Origin of the sequence: Tianweitania populi (assembly GCF_014652875.1) — a bacterium.
Lineage (GTDB): Bacteria > Pseudomonadota > Alphaproteobacteria > Rhizobiales > Rhizobiaceae > Tianweitania > Tianweitania populi.
On record NZ_BMZQ01000001.1, the window covers coordinates 852,472 to 878,463 of the forward strand.

The 25,992-nt window shown below is 60.7% G+C and carries 24 protein-coding genes; 11 read left to right on the plus strand and 13 right to left on the minus strand.

Annotated elements, in window-relative coordinates:
• Positions 1 to 86 precede the first annotated feature (86 nt).
• Positions 87 to 1,862 (plus strand): SLC13 family permease, encoded by a 1,776-nt coding sequence (locus IE166_RS04305; protein ID WP_189501917.1) that lies wholly within the window; start codon positions 87 to 89, stop codon positions 1,860 to 1,862.
• 22 nt (positions 1,863 to 1,884) lie between these two features.
• Here the strand turns inward: IE166_RS04305 and IE166_RS04310 are convergent, their stop codons facing one another.
• Together IE166_RS04310 and IE166_RS04315 are read right to left on the minus strand one after the other, a co-directional pair.
• A complete protein-coding gene (locus tag IE166_RS04310) occupies positions 1,885 to 3,417 on the minus strand; it encodes an acyl-CoA carboxylase subunit beta (protein ID WP_189501919.1) in 1,533 nt (510 codons plus the stop codon).
• Positions 3,418 to 3,513: 96 nt separating this feature from the next.
• Positions 3,514 to 3,954 carry a VOC family protein gene (locus IE166_RS04315; RefSeq protein WP_189501921.1) on the minus strand — a complete coding sequence of 147 codons (441 nt, stop codon included), beginning with the start codon at positions 3,952 to 3,954 and terminating at the stop codon, positions 3,514 to 3,516.
• Between the two features lie 261 nt (positions 3,955 to 4,215).
• Here IE166_RS04315 and IE166_RS04320 point away from each other — a divergent pair, with 261 nt between their 5' ends.
• The 3 genes from IE166_RS04320 to IE166_RS04330 are packed head-to-tail and all read left to right on the plus strand — an operon-like array spanning position 4,216 to position 6,093.
• On the plus strand, positions 4,216 to 4,779 hold the full coding sequence (locus IE166_RS04320) for a cold-shock protein (protein WP_244641320.1): 564 nt from the start codon (positions 4,216 to 4,218) through the stop codon (positions 4,777 to 4,779).
• A 32-nt stretch (positions 4,780 to 4,811) separates the two neighbouring features.
• Positions 4,812 to 5,315, plus strand: coding sequence for a DUF192 domain-containing protein (locus IE166_RS04325; RefSeq protein WP_308430509.1), 504 nt, complete (start codon positions 4,812 to 4,814; stop codon positions 5,313 to 5,315).
• Between the two features lie 19 nt (positions 5,316 to 5,334).
• The gene (locus IE166_RS04330; RefSeq protein ID WP_189501925.1) at positions 5,335 to 6,093 is read left to right on the plus strand and encodes an alpha/beta fold hydrolase; all 759 of its coding nucleotides are present in this window, start codon (positions 5,335 to 5,337) and stop codon (positions 6,091 to 6,093) included.
• Positions 6,094 to 6,099: 6 nt separating this feature from the next.
• On the opposite strand, the gene IE166_RS04335 is transcribed toward IE166_RS04330, so the two are convergent.
• Positions 6,100 to 6,900 carry an enoyl-CoA hydratase-related protein gene (locus IE166_RS04335; RefSeq protein WP_189501927.1) on the minus strand — a complete coding sequence of 267 codons (801 nt, stop codon included), beginning with the start codon at positions 6,898 to 6,900 and terminating at the stop codon, positions 6,100 to 6,102.
• Between the two features lie 129 nt (positions 6,901 to 7,029).
• Here IE166_RS04335 and cysE point away from each other — a divergent pair, with 129 nt between their 5' ends.
• Positions 7,030 to 7,878, plus strand: coding sequence for a serine O-acetyltransferase (gene cysE, locus IE166_RS04340; protein WP_189501928.1), 849 nt, complete (start codon positions 7,030 to 7,032; stop codon positions 7,876 to 7,878).
• Between the two features lie 94 nt (positions 7,879 to 7,972).
• The gene (locus IE166_RS04345; RefSeq protein ID WP_189501931.1) at positions 7,973 to 8,179 is read left to right on the plus strand and encodes a DUF3126 family protein; all 207 of its coding nucleotides are present in this window, start codon (positions 7,973 to 7,975) and stop codon (positions 8,177 to 8,179) included.
• Between the two features lie 49 nt (positions 8,180 to 8,228).
• Here IE166_RS04345 and IE166_RS04350 read toward each other — a convergent pair whose 3' ends face one another.
• Positions 8,229 to 8,900 carry a hypothetical protein gene (locus IE166_RS04350; protein ID WP_244641321.1) on the minus strand — a complete coding sequence of 224 codons (672 nt, stop codon included), beginning with the start codon at positions 8,898 to 8,900 and terminating at the stop codon, positions 8,229 to 8,231.
• Positions 8,901 to 9,045: 145 nt separating this feature from the next.
• Between IE166_RS04350 and IE166_RS04355 the strand changes: the two genes are divergently transcribed.
• Positions 9,046 to 9,570, plus strand: coding sequence for a gamma carbonic anhydrase family protein (locus IE166_RS04355; RefSeq protein WP_244641322.1), 525 nt, complete (start codon positions 9,046 to 9,048; stop codon positions 9,568 to 9,570).
• Positions 9,571 to 9,663: 93 nt separating this feature from the next.
• Here the strand turns inward: IE166_RS04355 and IE166_RS04360 are convergent, their stop codons facing one another.
• From IE166_RS04360 to IE166_RS04395, 8 genes are all read right to left on the minus strand, one after another.
• On the minus strand, positions 9,664 to 10,272 hold the full coding sequence (locus IE166_RS04360) for a transglutaminase-like cysteine peptidase (protein WP_189501936.1): 609 nt from the start codon (positions 10,270 to 10,272) through the stop codon (positions 9,664 to 9,666).
• A 191-nt stretch (positions 10,273 to 10,463) separates the two neighbouring features.
• Positions 10,464 to 11,090: a PilZ domain-containing protein gene (locus IE166_RS04365; protein ID WP_189501938.1), complete on the minus strand. Its 627-nt coding sequence runs from the start codon at positions 11,088 to 11,090 to the stop codon at positions 10,464 to 10,466.
• A gap of 160 nt (positions 11,091 to 11,250) precedes the next feature.
• Positions 11,251 to 11,865 carry a leucyl/phenylalanyl-tRNA--protein transferase gene (gene aat, locus IE166_RS04370; RefSeq protein WP_189501940.1) on the minus strand — a complete coding sequence of 205 codons (615 nt, stop codon included), beginning with the start codon at positions 11,863 to 11,865 and terminating at the stop codon, positions 11,251 to 11,253.
• A gap of 11 nt (positions 11,866 to 11,876) precedes the next feature.
• Positions 11,877 to 13,220: an acetyl-CoA carboxylase biotin carboxylase subunit gene (gene accC / locus IE166_RS04375; protein ID WP_189501941.1), complete on the minus strand. Its 1,344-nt coding sequence runs from the start codon at positions 13,218 to 13,220 to the stop codon at positions 11,877 to 11,879.
• 4 nt (positions 13,221 to 13,224) lie between these two features.
• Positions 13,225 to 13,689, minus strand: a complete 465-nt coding sequence (gene accB / locus IE166_RS04380) for an acetyl-CoA carboxylase biotin carboxyl carrier protein (RefSeq protein ID WP_189501943.1) — start codon at positions 13,687 to 13,689, stop codon at positions 13,225 to 13,227.
• A gap of 35 nt (positions 13,690 to 13,724) precedes the next feature.
• The gene (gene aroQ, locus IE166_RS04385) at positions 13,725 to 14,162 is read right to left on the minus strand and encodes a type II 3-dehydroquinate dehydratase (RefSeq protein WP_189501945.1); all 438 of its coding nucleotides are present in this window, start codon (positions 14,160 to 14,162) and stop codon (positions 13,725 to 13,727) included.
• 107 nt (positions 14,163 to 14,269) lie between these two features.
• Entirely contained in the window at positions 14,270 to 15,058 is a 789-nt protein-coding gene (locus IE166_RS04390) for a DsbA family protein (RefSeq protein WP_189501947.1), read from the minus strand.
• A 37-nt stretch (positions 15,059 to 15,095) separates the two neighbouring features.
• Positions 15,096 to 16,493, minus strand: coding sequence for a M48 family metalloprotease (locus IE166_RS04395; protein WP_189501949.1), 1,398 nt, complete (start codon positions 16,491 to 16,493; stop codon positions 15,096 to 15,098).
• 99 nt (positions 16,494 to 16,592) lie between these two features.
• On the opposite strand from IE166_RS04395, the gene IE166_RS04400 reads away from it, so the two are divergent.
• Positions 16,593 to 17,771 (plus strand): pyridoxal phosphate-dependent aminotransferase, encoded by a 1,179-nt coding sequence (locus IE166_RS04400; RefSeq protein ID WP_244641324.1) that lies wholly within the window; start codon positions 16,593 to 16,595, stop codon positions 17,769 to 17,771.
• Positions 17,772 to 17,836: 65 nt separating this feature from the next.
• A complete protein-coding gene (locus tag IE166_RS04405) occupies positions 17,837 to 18,085 on the plus strand; it encodes a hypothetical protein (protein WP_189501952.1) in 249 nt (82 codons plus the stop codon).
• Positions 18,086 to 18,174: 89 nt separating this feature from the next.
• Here IE166_RS04405 and IE166_RS04410 read toward each other — a convergent pair whose 3' ends face one another.
• Positions 18,175 to 21,342, minus strand: a complete 3,168-nt coding sequence (locus IE166_RS04410) for a ribonuclease E/G (protein WP_189501954.1) — start codon at positions 21,340 to 21,342, stop codon at positions 18,175 to 18,177.
• A gap of 658 nt (positions 21,343 to 22,000) precedes the next feature.
• Here IE166_RS04410 and IE166_RS04415 point away from each other — a divergent pair.
• Both IE166_RS04415 and IE166_RS04420 read left to right on the plus strand, forming a co-directional pair.
• The gene (locus IE166_RS04415; protein ID WP_189501955.1) at positions 22,001 to 23,233 is read left to right on the plus strand and encodes an N-acetylmuramoyl-L-alanine amidase; all 1,233 of its coding nucleotides are present in this window, start codon (positions 22,001 to 22,003) and stop codon (positions 23,231 to 23,233) included.
• Positions 23,234 to 23,428: 195 nt separating this feature from the next.
• Positions 23,429 to 25,873 carry a penicillin-binding protein 1A gene (locus tag IE166_RS04420; RefSeq protein WP_189501958.1) on the plus strand — a complete coding sequence of 815 codons (2,445 nt, stop codon included), beginning with the start codon at positions 23,429 to 23,431 and terminating at the stop codon, positions 25,871 to 25,873.
• Positions 25,874 to 25,992 lie beyond the last annotated feature (119 nt).

Consider the following 25,992-nt stretch of genomic DNA (forward strand, 5'->3'; position numbering starts at 1 on the left):
ATCCGCCTGATCGAGAACTTTCATCAGGCGAGCGAAACGTTTTTCTCCTAAGCACGTTCTGGCGAGCCAGAGGATTGCTTACCTTCATGACATTTCCGCAAATCTGTTCCTTTGCCGTCATCGCTTTGATGATGGTCGCCTTCATCTGGGGTCGCTTCCGCTATGATCTCATTGCAGCCATTGCCCTTCTTGCTTCCATTGCCCTCGGCATCGTGGCGCCAGACAAAGCCTTCAGCGGTTTCAGCGACGATATCGTCATCATCGTAGGTAGCGCACTTTTAGTGAGTGCCGGCGTCGCTCGATCCGGCATCATGGAGCTCCTGATCCAGCGCTATTTTCCGAAGGTCACGAGCGTCCGAATTCAGCTCATTGTTCTCGTAGTGATCGTTACGCTGCTTTCGGCCTTCGTGAAGAATATCGGCGCTCTCGCGATCATGATCCCGATCGCTTTCCAGTTCGCCAAGCGCAGCAACGTATCGCCATCGGTGTTCCTGATGCCGATGGCCTTCGGTTCCTTGCTCGGCGGGTTGATGACCCAGATCGGCACCTCGCCGAACATCATCGTGTCGCGGCTGAGGGAAGAAATTACCGGTACGGCCTTCACGATGTTCGACTTCACGCCGGTGGGCGGCGCGCTCGCAGTTGTCGGGGTCATCTTCCTGGCCTTTGGCTACCGTCTGCTGCCTCAGCGAACCCGTGAGACCGCCACGCTTGATGAAGCGATCGACATCAAGAATTATGTGTCGGAAGCGCGGATTACCGCGAGATCGGCTCTGCTCGGCAAGACCATTGCTGACCTCTTGAGTGCTGCTGCCGGCGGAGCGACGGTTACCTCCGTGCTTCGCGCCAAGGGCACGCGCGTCACACCATTGCCCGACGTCGTGTTGCGCGATGGTGATATCGTTGTGCTGGAGGGTGATCCGGAAGCGCTCGACCGCTTGGTGGCTCAGGAGGGACTGTCGGTCACCGGCGACCGCGACGTGAAAGGCGCACGGCCCGCGTCCGAAATTGCCGCGATCGAAGCGGTGATCGGGGAAAACTCGCCGCTGATCGGGTGGTCTGCCAAGCAACTGTCGCTGTTTGATCGCTACAACACCAATCTGCTTGCCGTCAGCCGAAAGGGGAGCCGCATCACGGAGCGGCTGAACGAGGTGAAGTTCCGCATTGGCGATGTTATCGTGCTGCAAGGCGAACGGGATGCGTTGCCCGGCGTGTTGCGCGAGTTCGGCTGCCTTCCTCTGGCAGAGCGCTCGATCCTGCTGGGAAGCGTGCGGCGCGGGCTGGTGCCGCTGGCGATCCTGCTGGTGGCCATGGGTGCGACCGCGACAGGCACGGTTCCGGTTGCAGTCGCCTTCTTCGCTGCGGCGGTGGGCATGGTGTTGTTCAAGGTCGTGCCCACGCGCGAAGTCTATGGCGCGATGGACGGTCCAATCCTCGTGATGCTGGCGGCCTTGATCCCCGTGTCGGAGTCACTGCGTGAAACCGGCGCAACCGAGCTGATCGCCAGCGGCTTGGTTGTGATTGGCCACATGCTTCCGGCTTATGGTGCCTTGGCGCTGGTGATCCTTGCCGCCATGGCGGTGACGCCCTTCCTCAACAACGCCGCAACGGTACTGGTCATGGCGCCTATTGCCGCGAGCTATGCAAGCGGCCTCGGCTTCAAGCCTGACGCCTTCCTGATGGCAGTTGCGATCGGTGCGGGTTGTGATTTCCTGACGCCGATCGGTCACCAGTGCAACACGCTGGTGATGGGTCCCGGCGGCTACAGATTCAGCGATTATCCGCGCTTGGGCTTGCCGCTGTCGATCATCGTCGTGCTGGTCGCGGTGCCCATGCTCATGCTGATTTGGCCGCTCAATTAATACGCAAACAACAACATTCCGGTCAGAGCGGGATGTTGTCGTGTTTCTTCCAGGGATTTTTGAGATCCTTGTTGCGCAGCATGCGAAGCGCCCTTGCGATCCGACGCCGGGTCGAGTGCGGCATGATCACTTCGTCGATATAGCCGCGCTCGGCCGCCACGAAGGGCGATAGAAAGCGATCTTCATAGGCCTTGGTGTGCGAGGCGATCTTTTCGGCGTCACCAATGTCCTTGCGGTAGATGATTTCCACCGCGCCCTTGGCACCCATCACCGCGATCTGTGCGCTTGGCCAAGCATAATTCATGTCGCCGCGGAGATGCTTGGACGCCATCACGTCATAGGCGCCGCCATAGGCTTTGCGTGTGATGACGGTGATTTTCGGCACGGTGGCTTCGGCATAGGCGAAGAGCAGCTTGGCACCGTGCTTGATGAGGCCGCCATATTCCTGCGCAGTACCCGGCAGGAACCCCGGCACATCAACGAAGGTCACGAGCGGGATGTTGAAGCAGTCGCAGAAGCGCACGAAGCGCGCGGCCTTCCGGCTGGCATCGGAGTCTAGCACGCCGGCTAGCACCATCGGCTGATTGGCAACGAAGCCGACGGTGCGGCCTTCAACGCGGCCAAAGCCGGTAACGATGTTCTTGGCGAAGCTCTCTTGGATTTCGAAGAAGTCGCCTTCGTCGACCGTCTTCAGGATCAGTTCCTTGATGTCATAGGGCTTGTTCGCATTGTCGGGGATCAGCCGATCGAGCGAGAGGTCGACATCGTCGACGCTCTGGAAGTTCTCGATCTCTGGCACCGGACCGGTATTCGACTGCGGCAGAAGATCGATCAGGCGGCGCATTTGCAGCAGCGCTTCGACATCGTTGTCGTAAGCGCCGTCGGCAATCGACGACTTGGTGGTGTGGACAGATGCCCCGCCGAGCTGCTCGGCCGTGACCGTCTCGTTGGTCACCGTCTTCACCACATCCGGCCCGGTCACGAACATATAGGACGTGTCGCGCACCATGAAGATGAAGTCGGTCATGGCCGGGGAATACACGTCGCCACCGGCGCATGGACCCATGATAACCGAGATCTGCGGGATGACGCCGGATGCCAGCACGTTGCGCTGGAAGATCTCGGCATAACCGCCGAGGGCCGCAACGCCTTCCTGGATACGCGCGCCGCCGGCATCATAGATTCCGATGATCGGCGCGCGGTTGCGCAGCGCCATCTCCTGGACCTTGATGACCTTTTCGGCATGCGCTTCCGACAGCGACCCGCCGAACACTGTGAAGTCCTTGGCGAACAGGAAGACGGTGCGGCCGTTGACCGTGCCCCAACCCGTGACGACGCCATCACCGGCATATTTAGTCTTTTCCATGCCAAAGTCGGTGGACCGATGCTCCACGAACATGTCGAATTCTTCGAACGAGCCTTCGTCGAGGAAAATTTCGATCCGTTCGCGCGCGGTCAGCTTACCGCGCTTGTGCTGGGCTGCGATGCGATCGGCGCCGCCGCCTGCACGGGCAACTTCGCGGCGGCGTTCCAGTTCGACCAGCACGTCCTTCATTCCGGCTCTCTCCCTAACTGTCAGCCAAACATTTGTTCGGCTGACAGTTAGCCATGTCCAATGGCGAGATCAACCGGAAGAAAAGCGGTGATCGGCCTACCAGGTGCCGGTGTTTTCCATGGATGCCCAAGGCTCTGCTTTCTCGAGCGCTGGGCCCTTCTGCAGAAGCTCGATAGAAATCCCATCCGGCGACTTGATAAAGGCCATGTTGCCGTCGCGGGGCGGGCGGTTGATGGTGATACCGCTATCCATCAGGCGCTGACAGGTCGCGTAGATGTCGTCGACTTCATAAGCGAGGTGACCGAAGTTGCGGCCGCCGGCATAATCTTCGGCATCCCAGTTATAGGTGAGTTCCAGCAGCGGCGCCTTTTCCGTGATGCCGCGGTGCTCGTCTTCGGGTGCTGCGAGAAAGATCAACGTGAAGCGACCCTGCTGGTTCTCCATGCGTCGGACTTCCACCAGCCCGAACTTCTTCACGAAGAAATCGAGCGACGCGTCGATGTCGCGGATGCGGATCATGGTGTGGAGGTAACGCATGGAATCATCCCGGTTGTTTGGAGGAGAGGGTGATATGGCGCGTCCCTCCCGCCATGCAAGGCGGGCTTGTGAATCCAAGTGTTGTTCATAGTACACAGCTGCTCATTGCAGCTTGTAAGCAAGTGTTAAAAAGTCGTGTGCGGGTCTTGCGCAAGCAGGAGTCACCGATGCTATCTTGCCCTCGGAATCAGTGATTTGGTGTTGCGAAGGGGCTCGCGAATAATGGGGCAAAAGGCCATATCCGACCGGCATGAAGCCGGCATGGCTGACGCCGACAGCGGGGCACCGATCGACACCATCGAAAGCACGGACGTGCTTGAAGTCGCTGGTTCGATCAAGTGGTTCGACGTCGCGAAGGGCTTCGGCTTCATTCTGCCGGATGTTCCCGGTTTGGGCGATATCCTGCTGCATGTGACCTGTCTGCGGCGCGACGGTTTTCAGACCGCGCTTGAAGGCGCACGCGTTGTTTGCCTCGTCAAGCAGGGCGAGCGCGGGCTGCAGGCCTTCAAGGTTCTTTCCATCGACCTTTCAACCGCCGTCCATCCGTCCGAGCAGCCGGCGCAGCGCACCCACAACGTGGTTGCCGCCGAAAGCGGGATCGAGCGCGCGCTGGTCAAGTGGTTCAACCGCACCAAGGGCTTCGGATTCCTGACCCGCGGTGAGGGCACGGAAGACATATTCGTCCACATGGAAACCCTGCGGCGCTACGGGCTGACCGAGCTTCGCCCAGGGCAGGTGGTGCTGGTGCGCTTCGGCCGCAGCGGCAAGGGCCTTATGGCCGCCGAAATTCATCCGGATGTGGGAACTTTGCCGGTCGCGCACTAGATAATCGCCGGACGAACCCAGCGAGGTCTTGCGTGAGCTTTCCGACATCCACTTTCCGCGCCATCGGTCTGGCGCTTGCCCTGACCGGCGCAAGTGCAGCCTTCACCAATGTTGCATTGGCGCGCGACTCCAAAGCGATGATGCTGCCGGTCGACGGTACGCCTTTGGTGGCGAATACCGCTTCCGGCAAGCAGGTGTTCTCGATCGAAGTTGCCGATGATGGCACGGAGCGCGAGCGTGGCTTGATGTTCCGAAAGGACATGCCGGATGATCGCGGCATGCTGTTCGTGTTCGAGGCCAGCCGACCCGTCGGCTTCTGGATGAAGAACACGCCGATGCCGCTCGACATGGTGTTCATCCGAGCCGATGGCACGATCGCGTCGATCCAGCAGGCAGAGCCATTCTCTGAAGCAGTGGTCTCTACGCCGGCGCCCATCCGCTTCGTGCTTGAGCTGAAAGCTGGCACAGCGGCAAGGCGCGGGCTGAAGGAAGGCGACCGCTTGAGCCATCCGGTGATCGATGCGGTTTCGCGCTAAAACTGAGCTTACATCTGACATGACCCAGACCTTCTTTCACGACGGCTTCGATCTATCCTTCATCGACGAGGGCGAAGGCGAACCCGTTTTGCTGCTGCATGGCTTCGCATCGAGCATGGCCTTGAATTGGATCAATACGGGTTGGGTGAAGACGCTGAGCAGTGCAGGTTATCGCGTGCTGGCCTTCGATCATCGCGGTCACGGCGCGTCCACCAAGAGCTACGACGTCGATGCCTACCATCCGAATGGGATGGCGTCGGATGCCGTGGCGCTGTTGGATCACTTCGGTCTCGAGCGCGCGCATGTGATGGGCTACTCAATGGGCGCCCGCGTGTCGGCCTTCATGGCGCTGCAAGCGCCGGACAGGGTCGCGACGCTCGTGTTTGGCGGCCTCGGCGCTGGCATGGTGGACGGCGTGGGCGATTGGGACCCGATCGCCGAAGCGTTGGCAGCGGATGATCCGGCCACCATCACCCATCCGCGCGGCAAGATGTTCCGCGCTTTTGCCGATCAAACCCGCAGCGACCGCAAGGCGCTCGCCGTTTGCATCGCGCAGTCCCGCGCCGAACTCAGCCAGGCCGACATGGCGCGGATCGAGCAGCCGACGCTGGTTGCCGTCGGCACCAAGGACGACATCGGCGGGTCACCCGAGCGACTGGCAGCCATGCTGCCGCATGGCGAAGCCTTTGCGATCGAGGGCCGCGACCACATGCTTTCGGTGGGCGACCGCACCTTCAAGGCCCGGGTTCTGGATTTCCTCCAGGCCAACCCGCTTTAACGCGCCCTAGCGGCCGGTGAACACTGGCTTGCGCTTTTCGCGAAAAGCCCGTCGCCCTTCCGCATAGTCTTCGCTGATGAAGGTCATGTCGCCGAGGCGCTCTGCTTCGCGCATCATGAGGGGATCATCGGACAGGATCGCGTTGATCGCCTGCTTCGTCGCACGATTCGTCAAAGGAGCATTGGCGGCGATGGTGGCCGCTAGCGTTTCTACCCGTGCATCAAGTGCGTCATCCTCAACGACTTCCAGCAGCAACCCGGCATCCAGCGCACGCGCTGCGGAAATCTGCTGCCCGGAGTAAACGAGATAGCGTGCCAGCTGCGGCCCCGCCGCCCACACGATATGGCGAATGCCCTCGGCTGGATAGGCGAGGCCAAGCTTGGCTGCCGGAATGGAAAAGCGCGCATCCGGCGCAGCCAGCCGAAGATCGCAGGAGATTGCGAGACCGAAGCCGCCACCGAGGCATGCACCACGGATGGCGGCCAATGTCGGAACCCGCACGTTGCGGAGAGCAGCGAAAGCCTTGGCGTTCAGAGCCTCATAGCTGCGCGCGGTGTCCGCATCGCGCCGCACCGTCTCGAACTCGGCGATGTCGGCGCCGGCGGAGAAGTCAGAGCCTCCGCTGCGGACAATCAGAACCCTGGCCTCCGGAAGTGCGTCGACCTGCTCCACCGCATCGATCAGCGCTGCCCACATTGCGGCGGTGAGCGCGTTCTTCCTGGCCGGCCGATCGATAATGATCGTTGCCACGCCATTTACCACGCTGAGCGAGATCGCCTGCGTTCCACCCTCGGCTTGATCGTCCATTCATCAGTTCCAATTGAAGCTGTGTCGCCGAAAATTCATTTCAGTTGCGCAGGCTTTTGACATAGGTTCCGGCACCAACCAAGCTGCAGCCGCACTGGCTCGCAGATCAGGGACTTGGAGTGTAAGTTCATGAATATCCGCAGCGCGATCCGCCCAAGCGTCGTTGCTCCCGTTGATCCGATCTGGAACGCCGTCTGCGAAGAAGCAGCCGATGCGGTCGAACGCGATCCGCTGCTGGCTGCTTTCCTGTTCGCGACCATCTTGAACCAGCCTTCCCTAGAGGAAGCGGTGATCCACCGGGTTGCCGAACTGCTGCATCATCAGGATCTCGGCGCCGACCTCATCCGGCAGACCTTCATCCAGATGAACCGGGAAAATCCCGAGTGGAGCGAGATCGTCCGCATCGACATACAGGCCTATTACGATCGTGATCCCGCCTGCGACCGCTTCCTGATGCCGGTGCTTTATTTCAAGGGTTTCCACGCGCTGCAAACGCATCGCCTGGCGCATTGGCTCTGGACGCAAGGCCGCAAGGACTTCGCGCTCTACCTGCAAAGCCGCTCATCTGCCGTGTTCTCGACCGACATCCACCCGGCTGCCCGGCTGGGTCGCGGCATCTTCCTCGACCATGCGACAGCGCTTGTTGTCGGCGAAACGGCGCTGATCGAGGACAATGTCTCGCTGCTTCACGGCGTCACCCTTGGCGGCACCGGCAAGGCCGGCGGCGACCGCCATCCGAAGATCCGCTACGGTGTGTTGATTGGCGCCGGCGCGAAGATTCTCGGCAATATCGAAATCGGCCATTGCTCGAAGATCGCTGCGGGCTCGGTGGTTCTCCAGTCTGTGCCGAACAACAAGACGGTTGCCGGCGTGCCAGCGCGGATCGTCGGTGAGGCGGGCTGCGCCCAGCCGGCGCGTGCCATGGATCAGGCGCTGCCTTCGGTCTCGATGGACCACGTCCAGTCATTCGACATCTGACGACGTATCGTCACTGCCCTATATGGGTTTACGCGCTTCCGGCCCCGTGTCAGAAGCGCGTTCCTTATTTTTGAAGCCTCAGGAGTATCCGCAAATGAAACCCGACGAGATCAAGAAGCTCGACGCTTATTTCAAGCGGGTCTTCCAGAACCCTGGCCTTCAGGTGAAGGCCCGCCCGCGCAAGGACGATTCGGCCGAAGTCTATATGGGCGACGAGTTCCTCGGCATCGTCTTCAAGGACGACGAAGAGGGCGAACTGTCCTACAACTTCTCCATGGCGATCCTCGACATTGACCTGTGATCTCAGCCTTTCGAGCTGAGGGCTAACCCCCGTGAGAGCTGACCTCGTGTCAGTTTGGCGTGCGCAGAAGCGACTGCGCTCGCTCGCGAACTGCCTGATCGAGTTCACTTGATTGCGAAAGCATATCGCGAGGAAAGCGGTAGGTCAGGCTGAGCTCTTCGCCTAAGCGAATGTCGCGTTCGCAAGGCGCCAGCGAGCCCTTTGCAGCCTGTCCCATCAGGCAGCGCGCAACAAAGGGCGATGCGCCCAGACCCACCACCAGTTCTTCATCGCGGTAGCCGGACGCTTCCTTGAAAGCGTAGGCTGTCAGGCCATCTCCCAGTTCGCGTCCGCTCTGCTCGACAAGCTGCCTGTAGATCGGCTCAAACCGTCCCGTCATGTCGCGTGACATGGTGGCTTCCTCGAAGGCGAGGAAGAGGATGCGTTTGTCACCCTTGGCATTGTTGAACGAATCGCGGGTCGCCGCCGTGTAGCCGTCTAGATCCGGCCAATGCAGATAGATGTCGAGGCGCTCCGCTACGCCGTCGACCCGCGATTCGGCAAAGCGGATGGTGTTGGAGGGAACGGAGAGCACATTGTTGCCGATCACGATTTCCCGCAGCGTCTGGTCTTCTGTAAGACCACCAAGGGCGAGGAAGCGGCCAAGCCATGCTCCCCCCAAGCTGATCAGCACAGCCAGCACTGCCAAAACCGCTATCAGCGCGATAAGGCGTTTGCTCATCCGTGCATCGAAGAGGCTGCGGCTGACGGGCGCTTGGCTTTCCATGAAACCTGAGCTTGCTGAGGATCGGCACCGGCGCGATCTTTCTGAGGCAACCATGCGTCGCTATGGTAAAGGCCGGGTAAATGCAGTGCGGGAGGACAGTTTGCCGATCTATCGACTGGATAATGTTGCGCCGGAAATCAGCGACACGTCATGGGTCGCCGACAATGCGGTGGTGCTAGGCAAGGTTCATCTCGGACGCAATGTCGGTGTGTGGTTCGGCGCTGTGTTGCGCGGCGACAATGAGCTAATTTCCGTCGGTGATGGTTCCAACGTCCAAGAGCACACGATGATGCACACGGATATGGGCTTCCCGCTGACGGTTGGTGTGGGCTGCACGATCGGCCACCGCGCCATCCTTCATGGCTGCACGATCGGCGACAACAGCCTGGTGGGCATGGGCGCCATCATCTTGAACGGTGCGGTCATTGGCGAGAACAGCTTGGTCGGCGCAGGCGCGCTAGTCACCGAAGGCAAAGTATTTCCGCCCAACTCCCTCATTGTCGGATCGCCAGCAAAGGCAGTGCGCGAGTTCACGGATGAACAGATCGAAGGTCTGCGCAAGAGCGCCGTCAATTACCAGCATAATGCACGCCGCTTCGCAGCCGGTCTCAAAGCGGAAGGCTGAAAAGCAGCGGAGCCGACCCCTGGGGAAGGGCCGGCTCCTGAACCCGGTCGTCGGGGACGGGGAGGTTGGGACTCGACCGGATTGTTGCGTGAGCTACTGCTTCAAGCTGCCGACCAGAACATCGCGGCCGTCTTCGATCGACACCCAAATGCCGGCATGGCGCTCGGACTGACGCTTGAGGTAGACGTAATCCGTCTGATCCCAGGACAGAACACGGGTCTCCAGATTATCGAGGACGAAGTCGCCATGCGAGGTCCGGACGGTCAGCACGGCATGGCCGGCACCGTTCTTCTGGCGCACCACCGTCATCAGGAGGTTAGAGGCAGGAATGCCGCGGCTCATCAGCATGCGGCGCTTTTCCAGCGCATAATCCTCGCAGTCACCGATGCCTGATGTCGGGTAGGACCAGACTTCCTCGCGATGCCAGATCTCCATGTCGGTCATCGGCGTCACCATCGTGTTGACGGCATTGTTGACATCGACGATGGCCGCCCAGACCTCGCGGGTCAGCGCGACCGGCCCCGAATAGGATGCATTCTTGCCGCACTCAGTGGCGTGCGTCTGGCAGAATTCGTAATGACCGATCGGCTGCGTCGAACGTCCACCCGTCGGCATGAAAGAACCAGCTTGAGCAGAAGTTGCTGCCGTAGCCATCTGGATCATTAATCCTGCTGAAAGTATAAAAACCTTCCAGAGCGTCATAATTTCGTCTCCCCGTTGGAAGAGACAATGACACGGACGCATTGATCTTGATCGAAGGTCGGCTGGCGCTTTTAAGTGAAATCAGTCGGGAAGTGTAAAGCTTTTGTTCGGGTGCTCTTAACCATGAGGCGGCGGGAGCTAAGCTTTACGGGCTTTCCAGAAAATATCGCAACCCGCGACGAATGATCGGTTCAGAGACCGTTAGCCAGTTTGTTGAATTGCGGCTCAGCCGCATCGGCCGGATGAAGGCTGGCAAACTCGACGGCGACACCATCATCCAGATGGCGCACGACCTGACCGCGCATTGTGCCGAGCATCACCTGGATACCGACGGCCGGCTTGACGTTGATCTCGACCGCCGCCCCGGACAGCGAAAGGTCGATGATGCGGCACTGATATTCGCGGCCGTCGCTCAGCTTGAGGAAGGTTACCGGGTTCTCGGGCGCCACGCGCCCGTGACGGCGGTCTTCCGGCAGATCGAGTTCATGGCGGTTCGCCAGCCAGGTCAGCTGTGCCGCCAACCGGTCACGCTTGCGCTCCGATGCTACCACCGTCATCGCGAACCCATCTGGCAAGGTGCGGATCACGACGCCTTCGACGCGGCCGATATGATCGATATAGGCGATGACCTTTTCGCCGGGCTCACCGGGATGTTCGCAGCGCAGGGCCGCGTCGCCGGGAGACATATCGAGGATCTGGCAGGGATATTCGGAACGGTCCGCGAGCATGTAGCGCCCGTAGAGCTTGACGTTCATCCGCTGGAAGTTGCGACGTTCCGTTTCATAAGGCGCCGCCCCCTCGATCGCCGCTGAGCTCATAATCGCCCTTCCAAAAGGAGAATCTTCTGAAGTGAAGATGCACGACAAAAACCTATGCGAGCATAAATTAAGAAGCGGTAAGTTTAAAAGTCGGCTTTCCACGGATTGATCGGGTTGATTTGTTTTGATGTCAAATCAACAGCATCAACGAAGATCTTCTTCAGAATTGTGCAGGTTCGTTTTCCAGAGCGCTCGCAAGAAGGCGTTCGTAACGACTTCTCGGAACGTCAATCGCGCCGAAGCGCTTGAGATGATCGGTATTGAACTGGGTGTCGAGCAATTCAAACCCCCGCTCGACAAGATGCTCGACGAGATGAGCCAAGCAAACCTTGGACGCGTCGGTTTCGCGTGAAAACATGCTTTCACCGAAGAAAGCCCGGCCGAGCGTCACGCCATAGAGCCCACCAACAAGCCGTCCATCGCTCCAGGCTTCAACCGTGTGGCAATGGCCCCGCGCAAACAACTCGCCATACGCTTCCCGGATCGGCGCGTTGATCCAGGTCTTGTCGCGGCCCTCGCTGCTTTCCGCGCAGCCATCGATCACACCTGAAAAGGTCGTGTCGCAGCGGACGTCAAACCGCTCTTGCCGAATGACCTTGCGAAGGCTTTTCGGGACGTGGAAAGCGTCCAGCGGAATGATGCCGCGCTGTTCGGGCCGCACCCAGAAGACTTCCGGGTCATCGGCCTCTTCGGCCATGGGGAAAACGCCAGACGCGTAAGCGCGCAGCAGGAGGTCCGGCGGAATCCGGTGGCCAGGTGCAAAGGGTCGGGCCACCGGGTTACGACTCAGTGTTCGGCAGCGAGGTGCTTTTCGAGCCAGTGGATGTCGTAATCGCCATTGGCGATGTCCGGATTGCCCACCAGGTCGCGGAATAGCGGCAGGGTCGTGTTGATGCCGTCCACCACGAATTCGTCCAGAGCTCGGCGGAGGCGCATCATGCATTCCACGCGATTGCGGCCATGCACGATCAGCTTGCCGATCAGGCTGTCGTAGTAAGGCGGAATGCGATAGCCGCTGTAAACGCCGGAATCGACACGAATGCCAAGGCCGCCCGGCGTATGGAAATGGGTGATCAAGCCAGGCGAGGGCACGAAGGTGCGCGCGTCCTCGGCATTAATGCGGCACTCGATGGCGTGGCCGGAAAAGCGCACTTCATCCTGGGTCAGCGAAAGACCGCCGCCGCTTGCGACGCGGATCTGCTCATGCACGAGATCGAGGCCGGTGATCGCTTCCGTGACCGGATGCTCCACCTGCAAACGCGTATTCATCTCGATGAAATAGAACTCGCCGTTTTCATACAGGAACTCGATCGTGCCCGCACCGGAATAACCGAGATCGGCAATGGCGTTGGCGCAGATCATGCCGATGCGATTGCGCTGTTCAGCGTTCAGGGCAGGCGAGTTAGCCTCTTCCCAGACCTTTTGGTGACGGCGCTGAAGCGAACAATCGCGTTCGCCAAGATGGATTGCTTTGCCTCTGCCGTCGCCCATGACCTGGACTTCGATATGGCGCGGCTTTTCCAGATACTTTTCGAGATAAACGGCATCGTCACCGAAGGCTGCACCCGCTTCCGCGCGTGCGGTCGACAGCGCTTCCGACAGGTCGGCTTCGGTGCGCGCGACCTTCATGCCGCGACCACCGCCGCCGGCCGAAGCCTTGATGAGAACGGGATAGCCGATCTCGGCGGCGACCCGCTTGGCCTCAACCTCATCGGTGATCGCGCCCTCCGAACCCGGCACGACCGGAATGCCGAGACGCTTAGCGGTGCGCTTGGCTTCGATCTTGTCGCCCATGATGCGGATGTGATCACCCGAGGGACCAATGAAGGTGATGTTGTGTGCAGCGAGGATGTCGGCGAACTTCGCATTTTCCGACAGGAAGCCGTAGCCCGGATGGATGGCATCGGCGCCCGTGATCTCGCAGGCGGCGACGATCTGGTGGATATTCAGATAGCTGTCGCGCGCCGGCGGCGGTCCGATGCAAACGCTTTCATCGGCGAGGCGCACATGCATGGCGTCGGCGTCCGCGGTGGAATGCACGGCCACCGTCTGGATGCCGAGTTCCTTCGCGGCGCGCAAAACGCGAAGCGCGATCTCGCCACGGTTCGCGATGAGGATTTTCTGGAACATGGATTTACTCGATCACCACCAGCGGCTCGCCGAATTCCACCGGCTGCGCATCCTCGCACAGAATGGCAACTACGGTGCCGGAGCGCGGAGCGGGGATCTGGTTCATGGTCTTCATGGCTTCGATGATCAGCATCGTCTGGCCTTCGCGAACGGTCTGGCCGACCTCGATGAAGGAGCGTGCGCCAGGAGCTGGCGAAAGATAGGCCGTGCCAACCATTGGAGACTTCACGGCGTTTTTCAGCGGATCGCCGGTGGAGGCCGCAGGAGTTGCCGCGGCTGCAGCTGCGACAGGGGCGGGCGCCGCAGCGATTGGGGCCGGCGCATAAGCCTGCACGGCCTGAGTCTGGCGCGCCACGCGCACCTTCATCTCGCCGAATTCAACTTCGATCTCGGTGAGGTTTGTGTCGTTCAGGATGCCGGCGAGATCGCGGATGAGTTGCTGATCGATGCCGTTTGGCTGGTTCGCCATGTCCGTTGTGTCCTTTGTCATAGTCTCTGCGTCGCTCATGACCGTGCCGCCAGGGCTCTGAGCGCCAGCAGATAGCCGATCGGTCCGAGACCGCAGATTACGCCCAAGGCAACCGGCGACACCATGGAAGTGTGACGGAAGGCTTCGCGGGCATGGATGTTGGAAAGATGGACCTCCACAACCGGAAGCGCACCGATCGAGCGGAGCGCATCATGGATGGCGATGGAAGTGTGGCTGTAAGCGCCCGGATTGATCACGATGCCGGCGGCAGTGTCGCCAGCTTCCTGGATCCAATCGACCAGAACGCCTTCATGGTTGGTTTGCCGAAAGTCGATGATGAGGCCGAGCGCCTGCGCCTCGGCGCTGCAATCCGCCTCGATCGCACCCAGGGTCTTGCCGCCATAGATGCCGGGCTCGCGCTTGCCCAGCATGTTGAGGTTCGGACCGTTGAGAACAAAGATCGGCTTCGACATCACGTTTCCCGGCGCCCGCGTTTGCAGGCACAACCGCGCCCTCTATAAGGGCCCGCACCGCGATCGAAAAGAGCGATCAGGGCTTTTTCCCGTTCAAGAGCGATGGCTTAGTTGATCACCGTTGCCGCTTCGACCTTGCTCTTCAGCGCATCGGCGCCGATTGCGCCCGAAACGACTTCGTTGCCGATAACATAAGCCGGCGTTCCGCTGATGGAGAGCTTGTTGGCGAGCTCGAATGTCTGCGTGAACTCTTCGATGATGGCCGGGTCCTTCATAGCCTCTCGCAAGGTGGCCTCTTCGACGCCCATGCTGCTGGCCACACGCAAGGCCGAGGCTTCACCGGCGCGACCGCTGCCGCCGAGAAGGCGCATATGGAACTCGGCATATTTCTCAGGTGCCACGCGCTTGAAGGCCGCGGCAACCATATGGGCCTGCTGCGAATCCGGGCCGAGGATGGGGAATTCCTTCATCACGAAACGAAGATCCGGATCGTCCTGCACCATGGCCTGCATGTCGGCCAGCGCATGCTTGCAGTAGCCGCAATTATAATCGAAGAACTCGACGACGGTCTTGGTCGCTTTGGGATTGCCGATGATTGCATCATTGGCCGATTGGTAGATCGCGGCCTTCTCGCTCTTGAGAACGTCCGCCTGCTGCTTTTGCTGCGCTTCCTGATCGCGCGCGTTCAAGGCAGTCTGAACTTCCACCAGGATTTCGGGATTGGAAAGCAGGTAATCCCTGATAATCGATTCGGTTTGCGCACGGTTGTCCACCTGCGCCACGGCCGGGGCAGGCTCTCCTGTCGAAAACGCATGAACCCGACCGGCCGCATAGCCGCCGCCGAGCAAGGCAAGCGCCATCACGGTGCCGGTCAGTCCCAGAATGATCTTCTGCATAGTTTGAGCCTTCAAGATTCGTGGTGCGGGCGAGCCGCTAATTCTTCAGCTTGGTCCGCGAAGAAATGATGTCTTGAGCGCGGACCCAGCCTGGCGATCCTCGCTTCAACCGCTGTTGGGCGCGCGCGGCGAAGATCATCGCGTCCTTGTAGTTGCCGGAATAATAGTGGCCCTCGGCAGTCGCCAGCTCGGCTTCACCGATAGCACCTGTCTGGCCGTAGGCCTGAGCCAGGAACTTGTAGCCGTTGATATATTCGCGGTCTCGGTCGAGGCCCTGCTGCAAGGCAGTTGTTGCCTGCTTCAAGGCGTCCGGCTTACCGGTCGCAAGAAGCGCCTGGCCGTAGGCGACCTGCAGAATGCCGGAGCGATTGAGGTCGAGCTTGACGGCGGTTGCGAATGCCGTTGCTGCCTCGCCCGGCCGGTTGGCGCGCATTAGCACTTCGCCGCGCAGCTCATGCAGGTACGGGTTCTTCGGCATCGTCTTGATCAGCGCGTCGACCTTCTGCAACGCGTTGGCGGGGCTGCCATAAAGAAAGGTCGTGAAGGCGTCGCCATAGGCTGTCGCCGGGTTGTTGCGGTCGCCCTTGAACAAGCGGCCCGCCGCACCCTGGTCGCGCGTGTAAGCGGCGATCTTTGCGCGCATGCGGTCATGCCGCTGCTGCAGTTCCGGCGCGTCCACCTGGTTGAAATAAGGGCTGGATTGCGCGAGTTCGGTCAGGTTGGCGATGCGATCACGCGGCATCGGGTGGCTGATCTGGTAAGGATCGACACGCGTACCCGCGAGCGCCAAAGCGTTCTGGAAGCGCTGGAACGTCGACAGCATGCCCTTGCCCGACTGTCCGGTTGCCTCGAGGTAGCGGATGGCGGAACGGTCGGCGGTGATTTCTTCCGTGCGCTGATAGCCAAGCACGCTGCGGCGGGCCACTTCGGAACTGCCCATCGCAACGCCCATGCCGGCCTGGCCGAGCCCGTTTGTTCCCGACACCGCGCCACCCACAGCTGCGCCCATGCCAAGGATGCCGGCGACTACGGCTGCCGTCTGCGCGCGCGCGATCTGATCACGCAAACGCTGCTGATGACCGCCTGCAATGTGGCCGGATTCGTGGGCAAGAACGCCGATTATCTCGTTGGGCGTTTCCGCCGTCATCAAGGCGCCGGTATTCACGAAGATCCGATTGCCGGCGACAAAGGCGTTGAAGCTCGGATCATTGACCAGAACGATGCGAATGCCGGAGTTTCCCAGGCCTGCTGCCTTGAGGATCGGCTTGGCATATTCGGCGACCAAGGCCTCGATTTCGGCGTCGCGCACGATTGGCACGTTCCGGCTTTGCGCGGCCGCAGGCGCAATGCCCGGAAGAACCAGCGCAGCGCCGAGTAGGCCTGCGATGGCACCGCGCCTGGAAGACTTCAATCGCTGCAGACTGGCTCGGATCATGATCGATGCTGGTAACGAAGGATGCGAGGGAAAGAAAGGCACGCTGCGGTTGCTCGTGAACTTGTGATCCTCATACCATTCCGGCAATTGTGCGGCGTTATGATCGAGTCGCCAAAGCCTTTCACCCGCTCGCCCTCGCTTCGCAGCGCCGTTGAGCCCTTCCATGCCATGGATATCCTGGCGGAAGCGAATCGTCTGCGCGCGGCCGGAACGTCCGTTATTTCGCTGGCCGTCGGTCAGCCGTCCGATCCAGCACCGGAGATCGTGCGCGAAGCCGCAGCGCGTGCTTTGAAGGACGGGCGCATCGGCTACACCGACGCGCTCGGTCTGCGGACGCTACGTGAAGGCCTAAGCCGGCATTATGCTGACCACTACGGTGTGTCCGTGCCGGTGGAACGCATCGCCGTCACCACCGGCTCGTCAGCCGGCTTCAACCTTGCATTTCTGGCAATGTTCGATCCCGGTGATCGCGTAGCCATCACTGCGCCCGGCTATCCGGCCTATCGCAACATTCTTCGCGCATTGGGGCTTGAAGTCACCGAGATTTCGCTCGGCCACGAGCCTTATCTCACGGCCGAGCGTCTGCGTGCCGTCCATGCCGAGAGCCGCCTCGACGGTCTGCTTTTCGCAAGCCCGGCTAATCCAACCGGCGCCGTAATCCCAGCAGATGCGCTGCGCGACTTGGTTCAAACGGCAGCGGAGCTGGGGATCTCGACGATCTCGGACGAGATCTATCATGGGCTTTGTTATACCGGCCCCGATGTGACGGCTCTCGCCTTCGATCCCAACGTCACCGTTATCAACTCGTTTTCCAAATACTATTGCATGACCGGCTGGCGCATCGGCTGGATGGTTCTGCCTGAACATCTGGTGCGGCCGATCGAGCGGATCGGGCAAAGCCTCTATATTTCTGCGCCCGAGCTCTCGCAGATCGCAGCCGTTTCGGCCTTGACCGCGCAAGATGTTCTAGAGCCGATCAAGGCGCGCTACGAAGCCAACCGCGCCTATCTGCTCAAGCGGCTGCCTGAACTCGGCTTCGGCATCGCTGCCCCGCCGGATGGTGCGTTCTACGCCTATTGCGACGTATCGCGTCACACCAATGACAGCATGGATTTTGCCAGGTCGATGCTCGCCCAGGCTCATGTCGCCGCCACGCCTGGCATCGACTTCGACACCGGCGAGGGATACCGCACCATGCGATTCTCCTATGCCGGCAGCATGGACGAGATGATCGAAGCCACGACCCGCATCGAACGCTGGCTCGCTGAGCGAAGCTGATCCCCGCACTTGCCTGAGCCGCGGAATCTCCCCAGATCATGCTTGATCGAATGTGGGAGATGGCGATGCGCAAGGGTATATGGATGATGCTAGGTCTAACTCTTGTCGCCGCCGGCTGCCAGACAATCACGCCCGAGGAACGTCGCGCTCGTGACGAGGCGGAGTGCCGCTCCTATGGCTTTACCAAGCGCAACGATGCTTTCGCCGAGTGCCTCCAGCGACTGGAACTCGACCGTCGTGATGCACGACGCGAAGCGCTTCGCTACGACCCCTGGCCGATGATTTATCCCGGCGGCTTCGTCGTCTATCGCTAGAAGCGCCGCCATATAGTCGAATGGCCGGGAAATGCCCCGGCCATTCGCTGTTTCTGTGCCGCGAAACACGCGTTCCGCGTCGCAACCGCTTAGAAAAAGCTCTTGCGTTGCCACCAGCCGCCCTTGCGCGGCGCCGGCGCTTCTTCCGTTGCATCGCTCGAACCGGTCGATGTCACAACAGGTTCAGCCTGCTCGTCCGACCCGGTTGTCCGCCGGCGCGACCGACGAACGGGCTCCTCCGTGAACTCTTCCGCCTGCGGTGCAGCGTCCGGTTCAGCCTGTTCTGCAGATGCAGCAGACTTCACCTCCGGCGCCTGTTCTGGCTCAGCAGCCGCTCCCGAAGCCTGCGCCTCAGCAACCACATTCTCAGAAGTGCTTTCGGCCGGCGCCGCTGCTTCTTCAGCCGCAATCGCCTTCTTGCTGCGGCGTGCGCGTGGACGCTTAGCCGGAGCGGGGGCCTCTTCGGGAGCGGTGACCGCGTCGCCCGTTAAGGCTTCTGCGGCGGCCTGTTCGGTCGGCAGATCGACCGCAAGAGGCTGCGTTTTTGCGGTTTCCTGCGTCGAGTCTGTCACGACTTCCTCGGCAGATGGAACCTCGCCTTCCGGATCGATCCCGGCAGCGGCTTCAGCCGTTACCTCGGTGAGGTGGGACTGCTCGGCATCCTGTGCGGCGGCCGTTTCACCCTCGTCACCATCCTGCGCTGCAACTGCCTCATCACCTGTCTCGCCGTCTTCACGACGATTGCGGCGACCGCCGCGCTTACCGCGACGACGCTTCTTGTTGTCACCCTCGGCTTCCGCGTCGGGTTCAACAGGCTCAGCACCGATCTCAGCATCCTCATCGGCAGCCGGCGCTTCATCAGCGTTGGAAGCCAAGCCATGATCGCCGGTGACGGCGGGCGTCACCACGTGCTCGGCATCGCGATCGCGTCCGCCACGACGGCGACGACGGCGCTTGCGCTTTCGATCGCTGTCGCGCTCGCCTTCCTTCGCTTCGCTTTCGTCCTGGCTTTCCGCCTCGGTCTCCACGACCTCCTCGTCGAGTTCGTCATCGAAAGGCTGCATCGGCTCGTCGTCGAGCTCATCGACAACCGGCTCGTAGCTCGGCGGCGCAATGATCACCGGGTTCTCGACAGCGGCACCGCGAGTGATCGCATAATGCTGCGTGCCCAGCGTTTCGTCCGCCTCGAGCGAAATGGTGACGCCGAAGCGCTTTTCCATCTCCACCAGCGTCGAACGCTTGTGGTTGAGCACGTAGAGCGCGGTAGAAACCGGCGTACGCACCGTAATGTGCGAGCGGTTGTCCTTGAGGAGATACTCCTCGATCCCGCGGATCACATGCAATCCGACCGACGACTCGGAACGGATATGACCCGTGCCGCCGCAATGCGGGCAGGTCTGAGTCGTGGATTCCAGCACGCTGGCGCGAATGCGCTGACGCGACATTTCCAGCAGGCCGAAATGCGAGATCCGGCCGACCTGAATGCGGGCACGGTCGTTCTTCAGCGCATCTTTCATGCGCTTCTCGACGGCCCGATTGTTGCGGTTCTCCTCCATGTCGATGAAGTCGACCACGATCAACCCGGCGAGATCGCGCAGACGGAGCTGGCGCGCGACTTCGTCGGCTGCTTCCAGATTGGTCTGGAGCGCGGTGTCTTCGATCGAATGCTCCTTGGTGGAGCGGCCGGAGTTCACGTCGATCGCAACCAGCGCTTCCGTCTGGTTGATGATGATGTAGCCGCCCGACTTCAGGTTCACCTGCGGCTGCAGCATACGATCCAGCTGCGCCTCAATGCCGTTGCGGGCAAAGATCTGCACGGTGTCGCGATAGGGCTGAACCACCTTGGCGTGGCTCGGCATCAGCATGCGCATGAAGTCCTTGGCCTCGCGATACCCTTGTTCGCCAGCCACCTGAATTTCGTCGATGTCCTTGTTGTAGAGGTCGCGCACCGACCGCTTGATCAGCGAGCCTTCTTCGTAAACGAGGGCAGGGGCCGTGGACTGCAGCGTCAGCGTGCGGACATTCTCCCACATGCGCATCAGATATTCGTAGTCGCGGCGGATCTCGGCCTTGGTGCGGCTTTCCCCGGCTGTACGCAGGATCACGCCCATGCCCTGCGGCACTTCGAGCTCCTTGACGACATCCTTCAGGCGCTTGCGGTCTTGGATGTTGGTGATCTTGCGCGAAATGCCGCCTCCGCGTGCGGTGTTCGGCATCAGCACGGAATAGCGGCCAGCCAGCGACAGATAGGTGGTGAGTGCAGCACCCTTGTTGCCGCGCTCTTCCTTGACGACCTGAACCAAAAGGATCTGCCGGCGCTTGATGACTTCCTGGATTTTGTATTGACGGCGGTTGGCACGGCGACGCGGCTGCGCTTCCTCAATCGCATCTTCGGCGCCGACCGACTCGACTTCATCCGCCGGATCCTCGTGATCCTGTTCGGCGTCGTCGGAAGCCGGTTCGTCGCTTTCCGCGTTGCCAGGTGCTGCGGGCTCACGGTCGTCTGCTTCCGAGTCGGACGTTTCCGTCAGCTCTTCCGAAATGACCTCGCCTTCAATGACAGCCGGCATGGCCGACCCTGAACCATCCTTCGATGGTTCGTCGTCGTTCTGGTCGTCTTCTTCCGACGTTTCGTCGCTGTTTTGGCCAGCAGCGGTGTCTTCCTGAAGTGCAGCAGGCTCGTCGCCGTTTTCGGCAGCATCGCGCTCGTCAGCCGCAGCGTTCTCTTCCGCTTCCGCTAATGCGGCCGGGCTGAAGGAGTTCGACAGGAAGGACGCGCTTTCGAACGGCTCGATTTCGGCGAGCGTCTCGTTCGATCCGTTCGACTCGCCATCGGCCTTTTCATCCTTGGCGCCTTCCGAGGAAGCAGCCTTGCGATCGTCTTCGCGATGACGGTTCTTCCCGTTGCGGCCGCGACGGCGACGTCCGCCGGAGCGTTCCTCTTCCTCTTCCTGTTCCTCGGCTTCAGCCGCTTCGGCATCTGCTCGCAGCAGGGCCTGACGATCGGCAAGCGGGATCTGGTAGTAGTCGGGATGGATTTCGCTGAAAGCGAGGAAGCCGTGGCGGTTGCCGCCATACTCCACGAAAGCCGCCTGGAGCGACGGCTCCACCCGCGTTACGCGGGCGAGGTAGATGTTTCCGCGAAGCTGTTTCTTGTCCTGGGATTCGAAATCAAATTCTTCGATCCGATTACCGCGGGTAACGACGACCCGTGTTTCCTCCGGGTGGGAGGCGTCTATCAGCATCTTGTTGGGCATAATCAAAGATCTCCCCGGCAACCGGCCACCGGGACGCCCTCGAAGGCGGATCTTCCTGGCTGGACGGCACGCGTGTGCCGGATATTGTCACGTCCGCGATCCACAACCGGTGCGCATGGTCGGCTCCAACCGCAGCCAACGCGGCGCGGTTTCCATTGGAGGGGACCTGATATGCGCTGACCAATCGCGTTCCTCGCGAAAAGATTAAATCGAGCCCGGCAGGGCGCCGGACCAGCTTGTTCGCTCAAATGAGCCGGCGCAGAAAAATCCGGCCGTTTTCCTCAAACCCGGCCTCATTAAAATCGAGATGCCGAGCCGAAATACGTTGGGGCAAAAACGACGCCTGTTGCCCGCCTTGCGGCGTGGCTCGCGGCGTACGACGGAAGCGTGTACGTCACGCGAACCTAGCTACCATCAGGTCCAAAACAGGACCGACATTGCTGTCACCCAGTCCCGCTTGTATGATTTGGGTTGTCCTAAAGCAACCTTTTTCGCCGACCTGTTTCATATGGGCACGCATCGATACAGCGGCAACGCTCGCTTAACCATCGTCGATTACCTGTGCTTAACTATCGATGGGTCAAAGCCAGCCTCAAAGGTGCCGTTTTCAGGCTCAACGAGGGCTCCAGCCTTACCTGCGGCAGGCGACGAGGGGTGTATGAACTTCCGCATTTTCGAGGGTGTCCGAACAACTCTCAACGGCGCAGTCCTTGCGTTGGGACTGGGCTTGGCGCTGTCGATAGCGCAGCCGGCTACTGCCAAGCCGCTGGAACTGCGCGACCTGGCAATCGCCGGCGATTCGCTGAAAACACGCATGCTGTTCAGCCTCGATGTCGAAGCCGAGCCCAAGCTGATGCTGCTGCGCTCGCCGCACCGCCTCGTGATCGATCTGCCGGAAGCCCGCTTTCGCTTCGATGAAAAGGCCCTGAAGCCCCGCGGTCTCATTACCGGCATCAAATATGGTCCGATCGGCGAGGGCATGTCGCGGATCGTGGTTAGCGCCAAAGGGCCGTTCAAGATCGTCGACTTCAACATGCTGGCCAATGAAGAAAAGGCCGGCAACCGAATGGTGCTCGATCTCGAAGCCGCATCCGAGCAGCTTTTCGATGCCGCTCTGGCTGAACAAGCGACATCAACCGGATCGACCACACCGTCGCTGCCGAAGAACGCCGAAGAACAGACAACGCAGAAGGCTGAAAAGCGGTTCACCGTCGTGATCGACCCCGGACATGGCGGCATCGACGGCGGCGCGAACGGCCTGTCCGGCACGGTAGAAAAGGACATCACGCTCGCATTCTCAAGGGAGCTTCGGGATCAGCTGGCAAAAGTTGGCGATCTCGACATCATCCTGACCCGCGACGGTGACCAGTTCCTGCGGCTGGATGAGCGTGTTCGCTTTGCTCGCGAAAAGAATGCCGACCTGTTTATCTCCATTCATGCCGACACGATCCGCTTGAAAGGGATCAGCGGCGCGACGGTTTATACGGTCTCTGATCGCGCATCCGATGCCGCATCGGCGGCCTTGGCCACGCGCGAAAACCTTTCCGACCAGCTTGCGGGCATCAAGATCGAGGACGAGGATCATCAGATCGCCGACATCCTTGTCGACCTCATCCGGCGCGAGACTCACTCCTTTTCCATGAGCTTTGCGAAGACCCTGGTCGGGGAATTGAAGCAGTCGGTGACGATGATCAACAATCCCCACCGCATGGCCGGTTTCCGGGTTCTGCGCGCACCGGATGTGCCGTCCGTGCTGATCGAGCTCGGCTATCTCTCGAACGAGAGCGACGAGAAGCACCTGCTGGACAGCGAGTGGCGTTCCAAGGCTGCCAAGGGCATCGTGGATGCCGTTGTGCAGTTTGCAGGACCCCGCATCGGCAGCAGAGGTTAGATTCCTATCCAGCCTATGATATAGGGTTGCCGCGAAAGCACACCGTTTCGATTAATCCGGGAAGGCAGCGGCAAGAACGACTTTGCCGTATTTTGCCCATATCGGCCGGGTTAATCGGCGCACCGAGTGTTGCGTCGCACGATTCTGCTCGGTTTGCGCCGACGCGCTTCGCGGTATCCTTGGACTGGAGTGGGAATGATTAGGCTGATCGGCTACTTCTTTGGTGTAGGCGTAGCGCTGGCTTTGCTGGCTGCCGGAGGCGTCGCCCTCTACATCACGAGCCTTGCCAAGGATCTGCCGGATTACGAGGTGCTCGCAAAGTATGAGCCGCCCGTAACTACGCGCGTTCACGCCTCGGACGGTGCGCTGATGGCGGAGTTTGCTCGCCAGCGTCGCCTTTACCTGCCGATCCAGGCTATCCCCGATCGTGTCAAGGCAGCGTTCCTGTCGGCCGAGGACAAGAACTTCTACACGCATCCCGGCATCGACATCGAAGGCGTCGGCCGCGCCGTGCTCGTGGCGATGAAGGGAGGTCCGACGCAAGGTGGCTCCACCATCACGCAGCAGGTCGCCAAGAACTTCCTGCTGACGAATGAGCAAACGATGGAGCGCAAGGTGAAGGAAGCCGTGCTGTCCTTCCGCATCGAGCAGGCTTATTCGAAGGACCGCATTCTCGAGCTTTATCTCAACGAGATTTTCTTCGGTCTCGGCTCTTACGGCATCGCTGGTGCTGCGCTGACTTACTTCGACAAGTCGGTGAACGAGCTAACCGTTGCGGAAGCCGCGTATCTCGCGGCCTTGCCGAAGGGACCCACCAATTACCATCCCTTCCGTCACACCGAGCGCGCGCTTGAGCGCCGCAACTGGGTGATCGACCAGATGGTCGAGAACGGCTACGTTTCGCGCGAAGAAGGCGACAAGGCCAGGGCAACCGATCTTGGCGTCAAGCCGCGACGCGGCGGCACTTACATCTTCGCCGGCGAATATTTTACAGAAGAAGTGCGCCGTCAGATCATCGCAAAGTACGGCGAGGACACGCTGTACGAAGGCGGTCTGTCGGTTCGCACCACACTCGATCCGACCATGCAGCGTATGGCGCGCGGCGCCTTGCAGCACGGCCTGATCAAGTACGACACGCTTCGCGGCTATCGCGGCCCAGTGACGTCCATCGATGTCGCGGGCGACTGGGGTAAGCCGCTGGGCGAAGTCAAAGGCTTGGACGACGTGCCGGAATGGCAGCTCGCTGTCGTGCTCAAGGCCGGCAAGGATGGGCTGACTGTTGGCTTGAAGCCCGGCCGTGAGGTGTCGGGCGATCTGAAGGCTGAGCGCAACGAAGGCTTCGTTTCAGCAGCCGACATGAAGTGGGCGATGCGCCATGTCGCCAATGGCAAGCGCGTGACGGCGAAGTCGCCGGCCGATGTCGTTGGTCCCGGCGATGTCGTGTTTGTCGAGCCCAAGGGTGGCGACACCAAGAACCTGATCCTGCGTCAGCCGCCGCAGATCGAGGGCGGCATGGTCGCCATGGATCCGCATACCGGCCGCGTGCTGGCCATGGTGGGCGGCTTCTCCTACTCTAATTCCGTGTTCAACCGCGCTACTCAGGCGATGCGTCAGCCCGGATCGTCCTTCAAGCCGATCCTCTACGCGGCGGCCTTGGATAATGGTTACACGCCGGCATCCGTGGTCATGGATGGTCCGATCAGCATCAAGGTCGGCAACTCCGTTTGGGAGCCGAAGAACTACGGTGGTGGTTCCGGCGGTCCTTCGACGCTGCGCACCGGCATCGAGAAGTCGCGTAATCTGATGACGGTTCGTCTGGCCAACGACATGGGCATGGAGCTCGTCGCCGAATATGCCGAGCGCTTTGGCGTTTACGACAAGATGGCGCCGCATATTTCGAATTCGCTCGGCTCGGGCGAAACCACTGTCATGCGCATGGTTTCGGCCTATTCGGTGATGGCAAACGGCGGCAAGTCGATCAAGCCGTCGCTGATCGACCGGGTTCAGGATCGCTACGGCCGCACCATCTTCCGTCACGAAGAGCGCACCTGCGAGAACTGCAATGCGCAGCAGTGGGACAATCAGCCTGAGCCGACGATCATCGACAATTCCGAGCAGGTTCTTGACCCGATGACCGCGTATCAGATCACCTCGATGATGGAAGGCGTGATCCAGCGTGGTACGGCCACGACGATCGCCGAACTCGGACGGCCGCTCGCTGGTAAGACGGGCACCACCAATGATGAACGCGACGCCTGGTTCGTCGGGTATTCGCCTGATCTCGTGGTCGGCCTTTACATGGGCTACGACAACCCGCGTCCGATGGGCAAAGGTGCCACGGGCAGTGGCTTGTCGGCTCCGATCTTCAAGGAGTTCATGGCCGAGGCTTTGAAAGACACGCCGATCGTCGATTTCCGCGTGCCGGAAGGCATGAAGCTGATTGCCATCGACCGTAAAACCGGCATGCGTGCGGCCGAAGGCCAGCAGGGCACGATCATGGAAGCGTTCAAGCCCGGCACCGGCCCGGCCGACAGCTACTGGGTCATCGGCATGGATGAAGGCGGCGCGGAGCAGTCGCGCGAGACCATCTCGCCATCGGCCAATCGTGCCATCACATCGGGTGCTGGCGGTCTTTACTGAGCCGGCACGATCTCACTGGAAGCAGGCGCGTCGCTTAACCGGCGCGCCTTTTTCTTTACAGGCGCCGGACGCCTCCCTATGGTCCCGCCCAATCATCCCCGAACGATTTGCAGGTGGAA